Annotated in this window: 18 protein-coding genes and 1 pseudogene; 4 read left to right on the top strand and 15 right to left on the bottom strand. The window is 32.5% G+C overall.

The window, feature by feature from the left end:
- The first annotated feature begins 216 nt into the window (after positions 1-216).
- Complete coding sequence (locus tag RTP52_RS07070; protein WP_312370127.1) at positions 217-1,368, top strand: CdaR family transcriptional regulator; 1,152 nt, start codon at positions 217-219, stop codon at positions 1,366-1,368.
- Between the two features lie 192 nt (positions 1,369-1,560).
- On the opposite strand, the gene RTP52_RS07065 is transcribed toward RTP52_RS07070, so the two are convergent.
- The 10 genes and pseudogenes from RTP52_RS07065 to RTP52_RS20520 form a co-directional block, all read right to left on the bottom strand.
- The gene (locus RTP52_RS07065; protein ID WP_312370125.1) at positions 1,561-2,004 is read right to left on the bottom strand and encodes a phosphotransferase; all 444 of its coding nucleotides are present in this window, start codon (positions 2,002-2,004) and stop codon (positions 1,561-1,563) included.
- Between the two features lie 32 nt (positions 2,005-2,036).
- On the bottom strand, positions 2,037-2,354 hold the full coding sequence (locus tag RTP52_RS07060; protein WP_312370123.1) for a hypothetical protein: 318 nt from the start codon (positions 2,352-2,354) through the stop codon (positions 2,037-2,039).
- Positions 2,355-2,912: 558 nt separating this feature from the next.
- Positions 2,913-3,293: a hypothetical protein gene (locus RTP52_RS07055; protein ID WP_312106052.1), complete on the bottom strand. Its 381-nt coding sequence runs from the start codon at positions 3,291-3,293 to the stop codon at positions 2,913-2,915.
- A gap of 33 nt (positions 3,294-3,326) precedes the next feature.
- Positions 3,327-4,142, bottom strand: a complete 816-nt coding sequence (locus RTP52_RS07050; protein WP_312370122.1) for a hypothetical protein — start codon at positions 4,140-4,142, stop codon at positions 3,327-3,329.
- Positions 4,143-4,217: 75 nt separating this feature from the next.
- Positions 4,218-4,664, bottom strand: a complete 447-nt coding sequence (locus RTP52_RS07045) for a hypothetical protein (protein ID WP_312106048.1) — start codon at positions 4,662-4,664, stop codon at positions 4,218-4,220.
- A gap of 17 nt (positions 4,665-4,681) precedes the next feature.
- Positions 4,682-5,869, bottom strand: coding sequence for a hypothetical protein (locus RTP52_RS07040; RefSeq protein WP_312370120.1), 1,188 nt, complete (start codon positions 5,867-5,869; stop codon positions 4,682-4,684).
- Positions 5,870-5,899: 30 nt separating this feature from the next.
- Entirely contained in the window at positions 5,900-6,340 is a 441-nt protein-coding gene (locus RTP52_RS07035) for a hypothetical protein (RefSeq protein WP_312370118.1), read from the bottom strand.
- An 80-nt stretch (positions 6,341-6,420) separates the two neighbouring features.
- Positions 6,421-7,098 carry a DUF4367 domain-containing protein gene (locus RTP52_RS07030; RefSeq protein ID WP_312370116.1) on the bottom strand — a complete coding sequence of 226 codons (678 nt, stop codon included), beginning with the start codon at positions 7,096-7,098 and terminating at the stop codon, positions 6,421-6,423.
- A complete protein-coding gene (locus tag RTP52_RS07025; protein ID WP_312370114.1) occupies positions 7,086-7,631 on the bottom strand; it encodes an RNA polymerase sigma factor in 546 nt (181 codons plus the stop codon). The genes RTP52_RS07030 and RTP52_RS07025 overlap by 13 nt, the downstream gene beginning before the upstream one ends.
- A gap of 1,425 nt (positions 7,632-9,056) precedes the next feature.
- Positions 9,057-9,185 (bottom strand): annotated as a pseudogene (locus RTP52_RS20520) (DUF6075 family protein); the annotation flags it as partial.
- On the opposite strand from RTP52_RS20520, the gene RTP52_RS20515 reads away from it, so the two are divergent.
- Entirely contained in the window at positions 9,173-9,331 is a 159-nt protein-coding gene (locus RTP52_RS20515; RefSeq protein WP_369124602.1) for a helix-turn-helix domain-containing protein, read from the top strand. The pseudogene RTP52_RS20520 and the gene RTP52_RS20515 overlap by 13 nt on opposite strands.
- A 200-nt stretch (positions 9,332-9,531) precedes the next feature.
- On the opposite strand, the gene RTP52_RS07020 is transcribed toward RTP52_RS20515, so the two are convergent.
- The 4 genes from RTP52_RS07020 to RTP52_RS07005 form a co-directional block, all read right to left on the bottom strand.
- Positions 9,532-10,086, bottom strand: a complete 555-nt coding sequence (locus tag RTP52_RS07020; RefSeq protein WP_442913526.1) for a phosphotransferase — start codon at positions 10,084-10,086, stop codon at positions 9,532-9,534.
- Between the two features lie 29 nt (positions 10,087-10,115).
- Positions 10,116-10,463 carry a hypothetical protein gene (locus tag RTP52_RS07015; protein WP_312370112.1) on the bottom strand — a complete coding sequence of 116 codons (348 nt, stop codon included), beginning with the start codon at positions 10,461-10,463 and terminating at the stop codon, positions 10,116-10,118.
- An 847-nt stretch (positions 10,464-11,310) separates the two neighbouring features.
- Positions 11,311-12,141, bottom strand: a complete 831-nt coding sequence (locus RTP52_RS07010; protein ID WP_312370110.1) for a formylglycine-generating enzyme family protein — start codon at positions 12,139-12,141, stop codon at positions 11,311-11,313.
- A 270-nt stretch (positions 12,142-12,411) separates the two neighbouring features.
- Positions 12,412-13,047, bottom strand: a complete 636-nt coding sequence (locus tag RTP52_RS07005) for a glycoside hydrolase family 11 protein (protein WP_312105669.1) — start codon at positions 13,045-13,047, stop codon at positions 12,412-12,414.
- Positions 13,048-13,984: 937 nt separating this feature from the next.
- Between RTP52_RS07005 and RTP52_RS07000 the strand changes: the two genes are divergently transcribed.
- Entirely contained in the window at positions 13,985-15,352 is a 1,368-nt protein-coding gene (locus RTP52_RS07000; protein WP_312370108.1) for a GntP family permease, read from the top strand.
- Between the two features lie 83 nt (positions 15,353-15,435).
- On the top strand, positions 15,436-16,668 hold the full coding sequence (locus RTP52_RS06995) for a glycerate kinase type-2 family protein (RefSeq protein WP_312370107.1): 1,233 nt from the start codon (positions 15,436-15,438) through the stop codon (positions 16,666-16,668).
- Positions 16,669-16,922: 254 nt separating this feature from the next.
- On the opposite strand, the gene RTP52_RS06990 is transcribed toward RTP52_RS06995, so the two are convergent.
- Positions 16,923-17,381 carry a hypothetical protein gene (locus RTP52_RS06990; protein ID WP_312370105.1) on the bottom strand — a complete coding sequence of 153 codons (459 nt, stop codon included), beginning with the start codon at positions 17,379-17,381 and terminating at the stop codon, positions 16,923-16,925.
- Between the last annotated feature and the right edge of the window lie 90 nt (positions 17,382-17,471).

Genomic DNA, 17,471 nt, shown 5'->3' with positions numbered 1-17,471 from the left:
TTCGATTCCAGTTAGCATAGCAATTGCATGTTTTAATATAAGGTTATATAATTTAATATAAACAAAACAAATTTGATTTTTTTATGAAAATAAACCACATGATTCTTTTATTAGAATAAACCATATGATTGTTTTATTAGAATAAACCATATGATTCTTTTATTAGAATAAACCACTGATTCTTTTATTAGAACGAACTATAAAGGAGGGTTTCCCATGATTCTATCCGTACAAATTGCCTCGAATATTGTTAAGGAAGTTAATTCCGTCATTCCATTAAAGATTAATATTATGAATGAAAAAGGTATTATCATGGCAAGTACGGATCAGCCGCGAATTGGCTGTTTTCATGAGGGTGCTATGCATATTATTGAAAATCAATCCGATGAAATCAGGGTACATTATGATGGCGAATTTAATGGTGCACTCCAAGGCATCAATTATCCGCTCAAATTACAAGGCTATATTATTGGAGTTCTTGGAATCACTGGAAAATACGAAGAAATTGCAAGTAGTGCATTAATTATAAAACGTATGACCGAACTAATACTTGAGAATACCTATTCCGTGGAACAAAAGCAATTAAAGGAAAATGTCTGTAATCGTTATCTTTCAGAGTGGTTAAATGGTGAAGCGAAAAATATTACTACCGACTTTGTGAAACGTGGTAAAGTTCTTGGATTTGATATTACAATACCACGCCGTATCTTAGTATGTAGCTTCTATTACTCTGATCAAGGAGAAAATTTGCAGTCCATGCAAGTAATTGAAGAGGCTGAAAAATATTTAAAGAAACGAGTTGCAAGAAAAGATCCATTAAATCTTTATTATAAGTCAGGTTCTACACTTGTTTGTGCAGTTACCTCTACTACCGATGGTAGTGTAGTATCCTTAGCTAAAGAATTAAAAAGACAGGTGGAAGAAAAATTTTCAGTAAGGTTAGTAATTGGAATTGATAGTAGTGTTGAAAATTTTGCCTTTGCACAGACCGCACTGATTCATGCACAAAAAGCGAATAAGGCATGTATGCGCTCTCATAAGCGGGATATTCGGCTTTATGATGATTTAAATATGGAGGTTTTTACAGATGAAATAAGTGAGTTATCGAAACAAGAATTTGTTCATCGTATCTTTAAGGGATTTAGCAATGAAGAAATACGCAATTCTATGGTATTACTAGAAACGTTTTATGATTTAGAAGGTTCCATTCAAAAGGTATCGGAACATTTGTTTATTCATAAAAACACCTTGCAAAACAAGTTAAAACGAATTGCAGAACGAACAGGTTATGACCCTAGGTCGATTCGTCACTCTTCCCTTTTTTACATAGCGATATATTTTTATCGGGATATTTCTGATAGTATGTAGGATATATAGTGATTTAAGTTCGCAATAATGACAATATAATTAAGCGATAGGATTTTAAATGCATAGTGATTTTAACAATGGATAATTCTTAAGGCTTTCTATTAATTACAGAGACATAGAAAGCCTATTTTTAATTTAAATTCTAATTTTAGTTTCATAAACGTCCAAACCTCAATATAGAGTTATTCTTCTTTATATAATCTGACCTTTGCTACATTGTTCACGCCATTTTATTAACCAATTAAGTTGATTATCAAGAAATTCTTTGTCAACACAATTAAGGTCCATAAATTTCAATAATAGTCGCTTGAAGCTGGAAACTGCTATTAAATCATAAAAAGAATCAAGTTCCTCCTTACTTAGTGAACGATATTTCGTATAGCCTTTCAGAAAAGACTCATATGTATTTTTGGAATTTTCATATCCTTTTTCATTAAAATTAAAATAATCCGTTGAGTTGCACATAATCATTATGTCATACATTGGGATTGGATAGGATGAAGTATCAAAATCTAATATATAGTATTTACCAGCAGTTGTCCTTAATAAATTACCTCGATGCAAATCTCCATGACTGTAACCGCGCGGAAGTTTTTTTACATTTTCCCAAATGACATTTCCATATTCACGAAACATATTGATTTTGGATTGATCATAGTTTTTTTGCTCTAAAATCTTAAGATAGCGGTCAATAAAAATTCTTTACCGTGTTCAGGCAACGGTTCTTGATATTTTTGCATAATGTTATGTAACTGAGCAACAAGCTCTCCTATTGTTTCAATATCTTCACCTTTAGGTTCGCTACCTTCGATAAATTCAAATAATACAATAATAGTTTTCTTATCAAATTCATCTATATCTACATATGGAAGCCCTTCCTTAGTATTAATAATACTTGGTGATGGAAAGTCATTTTGCATGAGAAAAGATATAATACTAAGTGATTGCTTTGCTGTATCCATAAAGGCAGAAGGAATAACCTTCATAAAATAATTCGCATTATCGCTACTTAGACGATAAGAAATACAACCGCCTTTACGTAGTAATTAAATAGATTTAAAGTTGATATTATATAAATTATTTAGAATATTAAGCATCTTTTTCTCTTCCACCATCTTGCCTCCAAAAAATAAGATAATATATGACATTATTTTACTATATACATTTATTTATAACAACCTTTTAGTTCATATGAATTTCGGATTTCAGCTTTGTTTTAGTATTTTAGTATTTAGAATACCTTCTGGAAGCACGTCCATCTAAGAAGATGACAGATGGAGAATTTGAATTACTAGCTCCATGGAATCAATTAGTTATCGACAAATGTAGTAATTAAACTTAGAGTAAGATGCTCCAACTTTCATCCGATTATATGAAGTTGGGGCAAAAAAACTTGATCACGTCGGATTATTAGGCGCTTACGAAATAGAAAGTGGGCAAACTCAGCTTAATAGCAGGGTTTGCCCATACTTTTGGTGTATCAATTTTTAACTTTAGTGGTGCCTATTGGGTATACTAAATATTGCTGGCTGAACAATTTTATATTACTCTGTGTTAAATGGAGCATCATACATCACTGGAGGTTTTATTAGCTCCTGCAATTCAGAGGGAACATAATTGATGGCTGTTTGTTCCTCGTGTGATAATTTACCATACCATTTTAGCCATTCTCTTGTTTCTTCACTTAATTTTTTTATTGATATAAATTCTTTTGTTTCATCTTTTATATTTAGTTTGTTTTGCAATTCCGAAGGAATATAGCGAATGTTTTCCTGATCTTCATCGGAAAGACTGTTATACCAAGATAGCCACCCCTGCACTTCAGAACTTAATTTTTCAGAATTTTTTGCACTCATAAAGATAAAGATTATCGTCCCTCCCATAAGTAGAATACAAACAATTGAAATCATCACAGTTTTCTTCACATGATTTCTCCTTGTGCATAAAGAATTGAGCGTTTAGTATGTAACAATATAGTAGCCACACCATGTGGAATAATTAGCACCTGAATAATTGCGGTCACAGGTTTGTGGATCATAGATATATTTGTCACTCGCATCTTTATAACCTATTTTTGTTAGACCACGTTTATGACTCCACCCCCCATCAGAATCCTGCCTGTACCAGTGATAGTCAACATTAGGAGCAATGACTAAAGCTACTTTGTACTCATTTACTCCAGGAACTTCGGAGTATGAAGATTTTCGTATTGTTCTTCCATTGCCTAATTTGGGTCCATCAGCTTTAGCACAGTCAAATATGCTTGTACAGGTTAACTTGTACGTATTCCCTGAAACTTCTCCAGGTTGTAATTTGTGATATTCAGTTGTAGAAATTACATTCATTGAATATGCATAGCAATTAGCATAGTTTACCTTTTCATCCCAATATGTTTGATTATAGGACAACTCATATCCGCCAGTTGGCATTTTTTCTGCTGCACTAAACGATGTTATCTTATTTTCAAACGAATTTGCTTCAGTGGCAGATATTACAGATGTCTGTTCAGTAAGCATCCGACTTCCCAATTCAGCAGGCCAGTAGTTTACTGCAAGCTGTTCTTCCTCAGCAAGTGAATTATACCACGAAAGCCATTCTATAATATCTGGACCAAAATCTGCCAAGGGGTTTTCTGTACCTTCCTCCCAAATAAGTCCTGTCAATGAATCGTAATTTCCAATTTTTACAGTATTGCCAGTTTCAGCAGCAAATACATTTGTTCCCAAACTCAGCATTATAGTGATTGCGAATATTATACTAAAAACTTTTTTCATTACTTTCCTCCTGGTATAATGTGAATTGTGTGAGATGTCATCTTCCAGCACATTTTACTGGAACAATAGAGGTTATTAAGGATCTTGTATAAGTTTAAATTTAGATTTAGCAGGAATATATCCTATAACGTCAGATGTGTCGCTATTACATATTATTGTAATATAATCGCCAGATGATTCACCAATCATAAAACTCCAATAAGATGTACCAGCACTTATATTCTCATTTTTATTATTGTTTGTGGTTTCAATAGTGGCTATTTCATCATCGCTTAATATGTTAAATGCAACTCGATTTAGCACAATATTGGTTTGATCCACGCCAGATTCATCCATGTAATTTAAACAGTTTTTATAAGCTGTCCAATACTGCTCATCAAGACCGGTTGAACCATATATGGTAGCGGACATATCACCTGTTTTGTTTTTTGACAAACTAAGCTTATTTATTGATATCAAAACAATTATCCCTCCCAAAAGAATAATCAATATAACAATGATGATGCTTTTTTTCCATTTCATAAGCACTCTCCCATTAGTTATTTAATAGTATATTTCACACCATAAGTATCTACAAAGTCTGTATTTGAATGATTGATGTATTTAGGCGCAGTCTTATACCACCCATCAGCAACAATTAGATAATTGGAAGATACGTTGTTTAGTTTTGCAACACAATAGCCAACAACATTGACAGTATGACCAGATTCTGTTCCATTTGTTAAGTTAATTCGGTAGGATAATGTCCCAGAAACATTTGACGTTATAATTCCAGTAAAAAATGAAAAGGATGGGTTAGTTGAAGTGCTAGTTGTTGTGTTACTTTTTCCTCTAGCTTTAGCATATGTGGTCATGCCAGTACTAAGTTTTGAATCATATGTCGAACCATAACTGATTGAGCCTGATGTTGAGGACACAGTAGTACCAGTATCATCCCACAACTGATTAAATGTATCAGCTAAACTTGAATTTTTCCAAATTCCTTCTTGGTTAGCGATAGCGGTTAACGCTGCAACTGCACATGCATATTTATTTGTTGCACTTTCAATATCACTTTCAGATATGAGCGATTTGCTTTTGTCATACTTGGAGGTATAAGTCGGGGTTGTCACTACAGTTGATCCCGATGCATAACTTGATGAAAATAGTTGTGAGTGAGAATCATATTTTGCTTCTGTTTCCCCACTTCTACTTTTACTTTTTATTGTATATGGTAATTGCCCATTTTCTGAAGTTAATTGCTCCCCATTTGAAAAATAAAAAGTTGTTGTTTTGTCTGTAGCAGAACTAATTGCGTATTGGTTAGAACTAATACTGTAGATTCTATCATCAAATGTGTTGGAGTTAGTAAATGTCATGGCCTTGGGCAGTAGACTATCGTACAAACTCTCCGCTTCCTCAAAAATAGAAAATTCAGTGACAGGGTTCTGGTATGTGAAATCGAGATTAATATACCCATAAGGAATTTCATCCAACTTATAGGAAAGTGAGAATCCAACCAACACATCGTCACCATTATACATTGGTAAGATGTCGCCAATAGAAAGTGATAACTCTTCATCAAAATCTTTCGCAAAATTTAAAGCAAAAGTGGAGAGTTCTTCGTTGGAAATTTCAGTAATTGGCTTGTAGCGTTCTTCAGGTTCACTCACTGCTGCAAATACAGTTGTTCTCATCCCTATAACTATAACGGCCACCAATGCTAATGACAATAATTTTTTAAACATGATATATCCTCTCTTTCGTTTTGAGATTTGTTAGTAACTTGCTTCACTGCTTGTAACAGATTGAGCTTCAACAGATGAACCGCTATAAGCCTTAATGTTTGCCTGTACTCGATAAGAGTAGCCTTTACTTACACTGTAAGTCTCGCTTAGGCTTGTCCGGTGCGATTCACTATTGGAAGTGAAAGTTTTAATTGTGACCCAGCTACCACTCTTATATTGTTGCAGGTTGGCACTGATCTCCACACGAGTTGTTGTTCCCTGGTATCCATAGACGTCACAATCCACAGTGGCAACACCTTTGGAATTGATGTACAAAGTGCCATTGGCCTGTATGATATAATCCATATACGGTGAAATGGTAAAATACGCCGCAGACGGAGCCAATACATTAGGTTCAGTAGCAAAAACTTGCACACTACCGGAACACAACATCAAGCTGCAAAGTGTCAAAGATACAATACGTTTTTTCATAAAAATCCCCCTCTCTTAGTTTGTTACAATACTAACGAAAGAAAGAGGGGATTTGTGACACTTGTAAAAAATATTTAAAATTATTTTTGGATGCTTTCTGCCATCTTAATGATTTCACTTTCATCGAGAGAACCAATTAACGAGTAAACATTAAAATTATCGTACCAGTAAATCTGAGTAACACCTTTATTAATAAATATATATCCCTTATGAGTACTAATGGCGATCTCTTTGGGTTCTACAGTTTCCGAATCAAAGATGAACTCACTTTGGCTGGAGAGCTTTTGTAAGTAATAGATTTCTGCTCCACTCTCATTGCAATATATAATAGAGTTTTTATATTCGCTACTTGTTTGTTTAAGAATACTATATCCATCTGGAACATACGTAGGAAAAACTAAAGCCAAAGTATCGTGACCAGCATTTTCATCGCTGTGTATAACGATGGAAGTCAGTTCTTCACAAACTTGTGTTATGAACTCAAAGAAGCGGATACGATAGGCTTCCACACTCATAATTGTTCCAAAGGTTAAAGACAACATAACAAGGAATATAGTAGCAGCTATTTTCATCCGATGAACAAATCGCCTCATACTTGGTGTTCTTCGTTCGTATTTAAGCAGTGCTTTCATCTTTCTATTGAAACCTCTTGAAAACTTATGTGATAATTCATTTTCTGGTGGAATCTTCTCTAACATTTTCTTTTCTTCCTGTGGCACATTGGCGTAGAGAAATTCATCGTGAATCATTTTGTCCATTTTGGCTCACCATCTTTCTGTAATAACTGACTTAACTTTTTCTTTGCACGAGAAATACGCTGACGGACATTATCTTCTGTAATATCAAGGATTTGAGCAATTTCAGAATCATTATATCCTTGTGAGAACTTTAAGCGAAGAATAGTTGAATAATTTACTGGTAGACTTGCAATAGCAGCAGAAACTTCATCAATTACTTTATCTTCTGGTGTGGTATTATTTGATATATATATTTCTAGTTCATCAAATGAAAGCGTATTTTCTCGTTTTTGTTTACGATAAATGTCTATTGCAATGTGTTCTGTTATAACAACGAGGAAAGCCCTTGATTTGTGACAGTCTTTTTCATTTATTTTATCCAAATGGTCAACAATGCGCAGAAAAGCTTGGTGAACAGCATCTTCTGATGAGTGGTGATCTTTCAAAATACGGTTTGCAGCATAAAACATCGTTTGCTTATAAGAAAGATAAATGCGTTCAAATTTGCATTTATCTTCTTCAGTTTCTATTAAGTTTAAGTAAATCAGCATCATCTCACCTCACTGGTAATAATAAAGTCATAGCAAAAAGCTATGCTATTTCTTATAAAAATCTTCATCTTAGTTGGAGAAGAAGTTCCTCCTTTACATCGTTCAATCCAACTATTGATGCATGAATAAAATTCTAATTACTTTGTATAGATATTCAATCTCGACTTTTCTTAAAGCATAATATAAATATTCATCCGTTACTCAATAATAAAATTTTATATTCTTTTCATAAATGTATAACACTTTTGCTGAGCTCATGATTCCTTGCTAGGTAATACTTTTATGAATAAGAATTAACTACATTAGGTGCTATCCATGAACATATTGCTAGGCTGTTAAAATTGTGTTATATACGGTATTTTGTTCTGTCATCGAGAACTTTAAGTAGCATATTAATAGTTGAAAATACCACCTCAACAACAAATTCAGGATTATTAACTAGATTATGTGCAAACGAGTTTCTGAAGTAACCGCATAAACAGGTACAATAATTCATAAACTGCAGTCTTTTCTTTTCATCATCATCAATTATGAGAAATCCACATTTTGGTAAAAACAGTTTTTTGACTAATGCGTCTCCATCCAAATTATTTGGTAATGAAAATTTTCACAGCTCTTTACTTTAAAATAATAAATGATTTTCTTATTGCTGAGTCATACTCGCAATTACATATAAGACATTAAGATTCTTTTCGTAACTCACCATCTAAATGTGGAGATGCCTTTAAGTCGTTATAATATAATTGTTTTATTGTGGGTAAATCAATCTTTATTATATCATTAAGATTACTTTCGCCATATGTACATGGATCTCTTCATAATACATGATAAATGTCTACTAAAGATACTTATCCTATCAGTATTTATATGTTCCATAGATCTTCTTAACTCATTAAATTTACTCCCTAATAAACTCATTTTTAGTTCAATTTCTTCTAATCAATATCCTTTTCTTCGACTTCTAGATTCTTCATTAATGAGTTAGCTGTTTTTTCTAAAATTCTAAATATATCCTCAATCATATACTCTTTAATTAACATTACTCACCCTCCTTTTCTTCTGTATGCTAATGATAAATTCTAAAACTTCTAGTTGATAAATACACCTAAAGTTTCGGATGTCCATCTCTTCTGAAATGGACATCCGAAGCTAAATCATTTTATTTTTAACTTTCTAGCCTGTTATTAATCTTAATATTTAAGAATTGTGTTTTACTAAAATTATCTTACCTCTATCATAACTATATCAATATTCTAATTTACTTGTTTAATGATAATATAGCATAATATTCCATATTATGCGAACTATTCTTACAGTTTTAAATTATTCGAATATGAAACTATCACTTAATATGCTTTTATATATTAAATTATTTATGATTAGTCTAATTTGAAAATTATTCTCTACACTTCTAAATTCTTGTGATCTTCATTGAATCACCAGTTTGCCCTCAGAAATATCTGCTATTTTAATACACATAGTTTGAAAAACATACATATCATTCACATGTTCCCTGGTATTATAATTTAGTCCTAGAACATAAAATAAGGCTTGATGATAACAATCATCTGTTTATTCATAAAAACACCTTGCAAAACAAGTTAAAACGAATTTCAGAACGAACAGGCTATGACCCTAGGTCGATTCGTCACTCTTCCCTCTTTTACATAGCAATTTATCGGGATATTTCTGATAGTATGTAGGATATATAATGATTTAAAATCGCAATTATTACAATCATAAATTATATGACATGATATAATGTAAAAAACTACATAGTGAATTAAACAATGGGTAATTCTTTTGGCTTTCTATTAAATTTTTCTAATAGAAAGCCTATTTTAAAATTTAATTCTAATTTTAGTTACATAAACATCCAAACCTCCTTATTGTGTATTCTTCTTTATGTAATCAAGCCTTCGCTACATTGTTCACGCCATTTCATTAACCAATTAAGTTGATTATCTAGGAATTCTACATCAATGCAATTAAGTCCATAGATTTCAACAATTGTTGCTTGAAGCTGGTAATGATAAACTGCTATTAGATCATAAAAAGAATTAAGTTCTTCCTCACTAAGTGAACGATATTTCTTATAACCCTTCAGAAAAGACTCATATGTATTTTTGGAATTCTCATATCCATTTTCATTTAAATTAAAATAATCCGTTGAGTTACACATAATCATTATGTCATACAGTGGGAATGCATAGGATGAAGTATCAAAATCTAATATATAGTATTTACCAGTAGTGGTCCTTAGTAAATTACCACGATGCAAATCTCCATGACTGTAACCGCGTGGAAGATTCTTTACATTTTCCCAAAGTACATTTCCATATTCACGAAACATATTGATTTTGGATTGATCATAGTTTTTTTGTTCTAAAATTCTAAGATAGCGGTCAATAAAAAATTCTTTACCGTGTTCAGGCAAGTGCTCTTGATATTTCTGCATAGTGTTATGTAGCTGAGCAACAAGCTCTCCTATTTTTTCAATATCCTCACCTTCATTAGGCTCCCTACTTCGATAAATTCAAATAATACGATAAGGGTTTTCTTATCAAATTCGTCTATTTCTACATATGGAAGCCCTTCCTTAGTATTAATAATACGAGGTGATGGGAAGCCATTTTTCGTGAGAAAAGATATAACACTAAGTGATTGCTTTGCTGTATCCATAAAGGTGGAAGGAATAACCTTCATAAAATAGTTCGCATTATCACTGCTTAAACGATAAGAAATACAACCACCTTCACGTAGTAATTCCATAGATGAAAAATTTATATTATATAAATTATTTAGAATATGAAGCATCTTTTTATCTTCCTTCATCTTACCTCCAAAAAATAATATATAACATTATTTTACTATATGCATTTTACAATAACAACCTCTTATTAAGTTCGGCTTTGTGGCGATATAAATTCTATCAAAATGCGACCGTAAGGAATGGGCTGATAAATATTTTAAGGATGATTTATTTTGCGGATATAAATATATACCTGAAATACTTGAATTTTATAAATTCTATGATAAAAATAGAATAAATTATAAAACATTTGATGATTTCTATCCGACTCTTTTAAGTGTATTTAAGGAATCTATTTAAATCCCACTAATAAGTATCGAATACATTATTTATACATTTGTATACTAAATTGATTAAGTAGATTATAATGTAACAAAAGATGATACCTTATACACGTTAACGGATATTACAATAAAGGCTAGGCTATCATTAGTATTTACTGTCCTACCATGTTATAATAATTACATTATATGTAAGGAGGTATGAAGGCATGGCCTATTCAGTATTATCTTTAATAAATTTATGTTTATTTTTGGCAGGAATATTTAGCTTTGTTCTGTTTATCATTGTTATGCTTAAATTAAATAAAGCGCTCGATATTTGGTTGGAACGGAACAGAAGAAATTAAGTGGTTATTAGTGAAGTTAAAAAATGGGAAATATACTTTACTGATCCATATTATCAATTTAAAAACTTACATAAAAAGAACTCTCAACATGAAGAAATCGATAATATACTTCGTTATAAAGTAAATTTATAAATTAAAACAGATACCTCATTCTACGGGTATCTGTTTATGTTTTTTGTTTACCTATATAGCAATAATTGTGAATTTTTCGCTTACGCTGGCATGGCCCTGGTTTATAGGAATTATTTATTTCTACACACTCTAAATCCGTGATCTCCTCCAAAACCATTGGCTTCGAACTTGCCTCGATAAGAGATCTCACAACATTTGGAATCTCCCATCCAACCGCCACCCTTCCATACACGGTAAAATCCACTGCTTTGCTCCGAATCTTCGTACCAATCAAAGCACCATTCTCTTACATTGCCTGACATATCATATATTCCTAACTCGTTGGCGTTCTTCTCTCCAATTGTTTTCGTAGAATTTTTATTGTATTCTACAATAGCCCAAGTCCAATCGCCAGTTAAATATGAATTTCCGGCATTTCTCCAGAACCAACCTACTTTATCTACTTCGTTATTTCCGCTGTATTTGTAATTCTTACTTTTATTACCGCCACTTGCAGCATACTCCCATTCTGTTTCAGTAGGTAAACGGTATCCATTGGTTCCTTCATTGATAGTTACAATCCATTTGACGCTATCGTATTCGCTCATATTATCGGGGTCTATCTTGTTCTTATCTATACTGTAATATTGTTCTAATCCTTCCTTTAAGCTTCTCTTGTTACAATATTCGATACAGTCATACCAACTTACCGTTTCCACAGGTAAATTATCACCTTTAAAAGTTGATGGATTACTTCCCATAACTTCTATCCATTCTTTTTGAGTTATTTCGTATTTACCTATATAAAAGTCTGGTATTGCTTCTTGTTTATCATAGTAATTTGAGTTTGTATTTACAAATGTTCCACCTTTAACTAGTATTAATCCATCCATTGAATTTTTCGAGCAAGCACTTACAAGTGTTATTAGGATAATAATAAGTATATAAGATAGTTTTTTCATAGAAATTTCTCCTTTTAATAATACGATTTATCGAATTTAGGAACGCTATTTTAGTTCCGAAACATGCGGTTTGTAGAAAATTAATAAATAAATTAATTATTAAAGGACTCTCTTGTACCCATACTTTGATATTAAATAATAATATACAAGTAGTATGTAGGTAAGCCTTTTGATATCTAGCTGACTTTCAATAATTTAGTCAGCAAACCAAACTTTAACTATTTATAATTGTTAACGATCAAACGGTGTTTGCTTTAAGGTACGGAACTGTTACCAAACCGTTACATTAGCACTACCACTACTTTGATATCCTTCTACGCATAATGCTTGATAAGACCAACTACTTCCTAAGTTCATTCCTTTGCTCTTCCAAGCATTAACGTGGTTGCCAAAATTAATAGATACGTTACTTCCGGTAGCTCGTTTTGATTGTCTAACACTCCAGAATTGTTGGAAAGTCTGTGTACCATCGATGGAAGGTGCATTGTATCTCATAGTTGTGTAAATATCATATGTTCCACCATCGCTAGATACTGTCCCCTTATTAGTTCCAGTAGGTCTATAAGTACCCCAACTATCTACAACATAATATTCAATGAGTGAATTTCTTGTCCAACCATAGAGAGTTAAATAACTATTACCAGATGGTGAAAATACACCAGCATTGTAATTAACAACTCTTGATGCATTTCCAGTACCCCAACCTTTACCTACAACAAAATTACCACAATTTGTCCAACTAACACTGTAATTACCGCCAGAACCATTAGTAGCTTTAACTGTTCCACCACCATCGGTCCAATTCTGCCAATAGTCAGTTGCTGCATATGCAGTTGATGCAAATAAGCCAGAAAAACTCAATGAAAGTACACAAAGTAATGCAAAAACTTTTTTTAATTTAAACATAATATAACCCTCCTATTATTTGAGTTTGTCTTCCACTTACCTACACACTATTTGGATATTATTTTTGTAAACCCCTCCTTTTCTAAGTAAAATTACATGGTTATTATTTTGACTATATAAATTTTCTTGTAGTAATTAATAGAACCATTTCTTCTTTGTTTAGATTACCATATTTTGTAAGACTCTGCCTTTCATTCATTGCTGACTATAAATCAATCATTGCGGAATTATAATACAACTAGGAAAAATCATATTTTTAGGTGTTCGTTGATACTAAAATGTTAAAAGACATATTTCTTTATGTGTTTTAAAACTGTGTAAGCAAAAGACATTTTTCATTAAGTAAACTATATAAACAGCTGCATGAAATCTTCTATCTAATCTGTAATAAGAATACAGAATACAGACAATCTTCTCAAACAAATATTCGATAGTTTACATATTAATATTATGGTTACTCAATGGAGTTTATCTTATATAATGTTTGTCATAATTATTTTATCAGAATAATTTGGAAGTAAATTATGATTCTATAGAATTCCTATTCACTTTTTATCTCTTATATTATGACTTAACTCTCCTCTATTGTAATAAGAATTAACGACAATGTAATATGAGCGAATTTGGAAGTATTAGTAAGAGTTTAAGATGTATTAGAAAGGGTTTAAGATGTATTAAAAAGATTCTCCAACTTATAAACTGTTAGAATTAAAAATGGGTGGTATCTGATACCTATTTATTTTACATCTTGTGACCTAATATTCATCAATGTACACGAAAACAGTGAAGATCCTTTTAAATATGTTATCTGTAACAATGATTTATAGTGATATTTGGTATCTACAACATTGAGAAACTTATCTTTCTCATGTAAGATAAAGATAATTCTTGGTGGTTTACGTTGGATTATCCAAACATATTGAAGGAGGATTTTGTTATGTCAGGTATACCATTAATTATTGCTTTTGTTATTGCAATTATTATCATGATTATTGCAATCTCAAAGCTAAAGATTCATCCATTTATCTCGATTATGACCATATCTCTACTGTTTGGAATTGTTGCAGGAATTCCGCTTACCGACATTCCGGGTGTCATTGGTACGGGATTTAGCAATACCTTTAAGAGTATTGGTATCGTAATCATTTTAGGAGCATTAATTGGTACATTACTTGAAAAGACAGGTGCAGCACTTAAGATGGCAGACTGTGTTGTTCGCTTGGTTGGTAAGAAAAATCCTGAATTGGCAATGCTTATTATGGGGTGGATTGTTTCAATTCCGGTTTTCTGTGATAGTGGTTTTGTAATTTTAAATCCTATTCGTAAGGCGCTTGTAAAGCGTACAATGAAGTCATCTGTCGCTTGTACAGTAGCTCTTTCCATGGGACTTTACATATCACATTGCTTTATCCCACCTACACCAGGTCCAATTGCTGCTGCCAATACACTATATGAAGGAATTGGTCAAGAAACAAATCTCTTGTTGGTAATGTTCTTCGGTACTATTTGTTCTATCTTACCTCTAATTGTAAGCTATTTCTTTGCAAAATATATCGGAAAGAAAGTAAAAGCAATGGATGAAGCAGATAATAATGGTGGTGAATTAGTTCAAACTTATGAAGAACTAGTAGCTAGCTATGGAAAACTTCCAAGCGGATTCTTATCCTTTGCCCCAATTATTATCCCAATTGTACTTATGGGTCTCTCCTCTGCCCTTGCAATGGCAGGAAAAAGTGTGGCAGTTATCACTTTCTTTGGTACTCCTATTATTGCTATCGCAGTAGGTGTTATATTCGGCTTAATCCTACTGGTTAGTCAGAAAAAGTCAAAAGAATTTTATGAGATCACTAATGATACCTTAAAAGTAACTGGACCAATTTTATTCGTTACTGCAGCTGGTGGTGTTTTAGGTAATGTAATTGCTTCTACTTCGATGGTAGACTTTATTAAATCAAATTCTAATACATTAGCTACACTTGGATTATTGTTCCCATTCTTATTATCTGCGATATTAAAGACTGCTCAAGGTTCATCTACAGTTGCTTTAACAACCACAGCAGGTATTATTGCTCCAATGCTTTCAACAATTGGTCTTGCTACATCTCCACTTGCAGCATTAACAGTAATCGCAATTGGTGCTGGTGCTATGACAGTTTCACACGCAAATGATAGTTATTTCTGGGTAGTTACAAACTTTGGTGAAATGAAAGTTGAAGATGGATATAAGACTCAGACGTTAGGAACACTCATAATGGGTATTTCAGCTATCATCAACGTATATATTGTTTACCTATTCATTCGTTAAAGTCACACTTATAAAATAAGCGCGCCAGAGCTTACGCTTTGGCGTCCTTTTAAAAAATATTGGTATAGAGAGGAGCCGTTTTCTTGAATCTTAGAAATGATGCACAGCTTATTATTGATGCAGCGATTAAAGCAGCACTTCCAGACAGCGCAGTTAAAAAAGCTTTAGAAGGACATGAATTTTCAGGCGGTAAGCTACTGCTTATTGCTATTGGTAAAGCTGCTTGGTCTATGGCAAAGACCGCTTGTGATATACTAAATGACCGAATTGATGATGGCGTAGTTATTACAAAGTATGACCATGCGAAAGGAAATTTGCCTCATGTTCGTATCTATGAAGCAGGACATCCGGTTCCAGATGCAAATTCATTTAGTGCTACTGAACAGGCTATCAATCTAGTACAAGGACTAACTTCTAATGATACCGTGCTATTTCTTATCTCTGGTGGTGGATCAGCATTATTTGAAAAACCTTTGATTCCAAATGAAATGCTAGAGAATTTAACAAAAGAATTACTTGCCAGTGGTGCTAATATAGTTGAAATGAATACCATACGGAAACGTTTATCTGCTGTTAAAGGTGGTAAATTCGCAAAGTTATGTGAACCAGCTAGGGTGTTTTCTGTTGTATTATCGGACATTATTGGAGACCCACTAGATATGATTGCATCAGGACCAGCTTATCCGGATAATTCCACTTCTAAACAAGCCAGAGAGATTTTAAAAAGATATGGCATAACGGTTTCGAAGGAAATCGATGAATTATTAAGTATAGAACCTATTCATAAACTGAATAATGTTACAACAGAAATTACAGGAAGTGTAACACAGCTCTGTGAAGCTGCTAAAGGAAAATGTGAGGAACTAGGCTATGAACCAATTGTGTTAACTAGTAGTCTAAGCTGTGAGGCACGTGAGGCAGGTAGTTTTCTCGCTTCTATTGCACAACAATATAACCAGACAGAAAAATCTCTCGCTTTTATTGTTGGAGGTGAAACAGTAGTTCATCTAAAAGGCAATGGATTAGGAGGTAGAAATCAAGAATTAGCTTTGGCATCTGCTGTTGGTATTGCTAATTTAAAAGATGCAGCGGTATTTTCCATAGGTTCCGATGGAACGGATGGGCCCACCGATGCCGCTGGTGGTTATGTAGATAATAATACACAGAAGGTACTTTTAACAAAAGGGATATCCATATTTCATACCTTGGAACAGAATAATGCTTATTATGCGCTGCAAGCATGTGATGGTTTGATTATGACAGGACCTACTGGAACTAATGTGAATGATTTGTCGGTGCTGTTAATCAAAAGGTAAGGAAGTAACTAATTATTAGTGTATTTAAAGATTAAGTTAAAAAATATCTCTTCATTCATAATTTCTGAATGAATGCTATTTAATCATGGATTCTATCTTTTTAAAATTTTTAAATATTAGGTTACTGCACAAAAAAACTACGAATTAATTTTGAGATTAGTTCGTAGTTTTCTACTTGTAATACTATATAAATTACAGCAATTAATGCGTTAAATCTAATTCCTGAATTTTTGTAATAATGTCATTTGCGTTAATTATATATATTGGTTTCCTAGTATCTTCTCTATGTAAGAATCCTTATTATATCTTGTAGAAAGAAATACCCTATAATTATTTGCCCCTTCCTTACTGTATAAGCTTATTACTATACATTCTTTACTGCTAGAGGCGAAAGTGTCTGGTTTTAAAGTAAAGCCTCTCTGTACTTTTAGTTCATTTAGGATCTTTATTAAATCGTCAACTTGATTTTCTTGTAAGGCAATCTCTTTCTCACCGTATAATTCAACTCTAACATTAAAGTTACTATTATCAAATTTAAAATTAAATGGAATAAAGTAATAAATTGTACAAAGTAAGCAGGTAATAAACACCGCTAATGAAATTAATAACTTTCTATTATTTCTAGTATTTTTATTATTAGTTTTTTTACTTTTTATATTACTTATCACATACATTAACGATAAAATTGTAAAAAGTATAATAATTATCCCCATTTAAATTTCCTCTCTACCTCCATAGGCATTAATTTAGGTAGATCCTCTCCTATATGCTCAGTTAAACTAAACAAATGTGATTTGCTAATG

The organism is Lachnoclostridium sp. (genome assembly GCF_031997925.1).
Classification (GTDB): Bacteria; Bacillota; Clostridia; order Lachnospirales; family Lachnospiraceae; genus Lachnoclostridium.
This window is presented reverse-complemented; position numbering and strand designations above follow the sequence as displayed.

Excerpts from the sequence above, each read along its gene's own strand:
- RTP52_RS07070 (WP_312370127.1), top strand. The coding sequence starts at position 217 with ATGATTCTATCCGTACAAATTGCCTCGAATATTGTTAAGGAAGTTAAT.
- RTP52_RS07065 (WP_312370125.1), bottom strand. The coding sequence starts at position 2,004 with ATGTTTCGTGAATATGGAAATGTCATTTGGGAAAATGTAAAAAAACTT.
- RTP52_RS07060 (WP_312370123.1), bottom strand. The coding sequence starts at position 2,354 with ATGAAGGTTATTCCTTCTGCCTTTATGGATACAGCAAAGCAATCACTT.
- RTP52_RS07050 (WP_312370122.1), bottom strand. The coding sequence starts at position 4,142 with ATGAAAAAAGTTTTTAGTATAATATTCGCAATCACTATAATGCTGAGT.
- RTP52_RS07045 (WP_312106048.1), bottom strand. The coding sequence starts at position 4,664 with ATGAAATGGAAAAAAAGCATCATCATTGTTATATTGATTATTCTTTTG.
- RTP52_RS07040 (WP_312370120.1), bottom strand. The coding sequence starts at position 5,869 with ATGTTTAAAAAATTATTGTCATTAGCATTGGTGGCCGTTATAGTTATA.
- RTP52_RS07035 (WP_312370118.1), bottom strand. The coding sequence starts at position 6,340 with ATGAAAAAACGTATTGTATCTTTGACACTTTGCAGCTTGATGTTGTGT.
- RTP52_RS07030 (WP_312370116.1), bottom strand. The coding sequence starts at position 7,098 with ATGGACAAAATGATTCACGATGAATTTCTCTACGCCAATGTGCCACAG.
- RTP52_RS07025 (WP_312370114.1), bottom strand. The coding sequence starts at position 7,631 with ATGATGCTGATTTACTTAAACTTAATAGAAACTGAAGAAGATAAATGC.
- RTP52_RS07020 (WP_442913526.1), bottom strand. The coding sequence starts at position 10,086 with ATGCAGAAATATCAAGAGCACTTGCCTGAACACGGTAAAGAATTTTTT.
- RTP52_RS07015 (WP_312370112.1), bottom strand. The coding sequence starts at position 10,463 with ATGAAGGAAGATAAAAAGATGCTTCATATTCTAAATAATTTATATAAT.
- RTP52_RS07010 (WP_312370110.1), bottom strand. The coding sequence starts at position 12,141 with ATGAAAAAACTATCTTATATACTTATTATTATCCTAATAACACTTGTA.
- RTP52_RS07005 (WP_312105669.1), bottom strand. The coding sequence starts at position 13,047 with ATGTTTAAATTAAAAAAAGTTTTTGCATTACTTTGTGTACTTTCATTG.
- RTP52_RS07000 (WP_312370108.1), top strand. The coding sequence starts at position 13,985 with ATGTCAGGTATACCATTAATTATTGCTTTTGTTATTGCAATTATTATC.
- RTP52_RS06990 (WP_312370105.1), bottom strand. The coding sequence starts at position 17,381 with ATGGGGATAATTATTATACTTTTTACAATTTTATCGTTAATGTATGTG.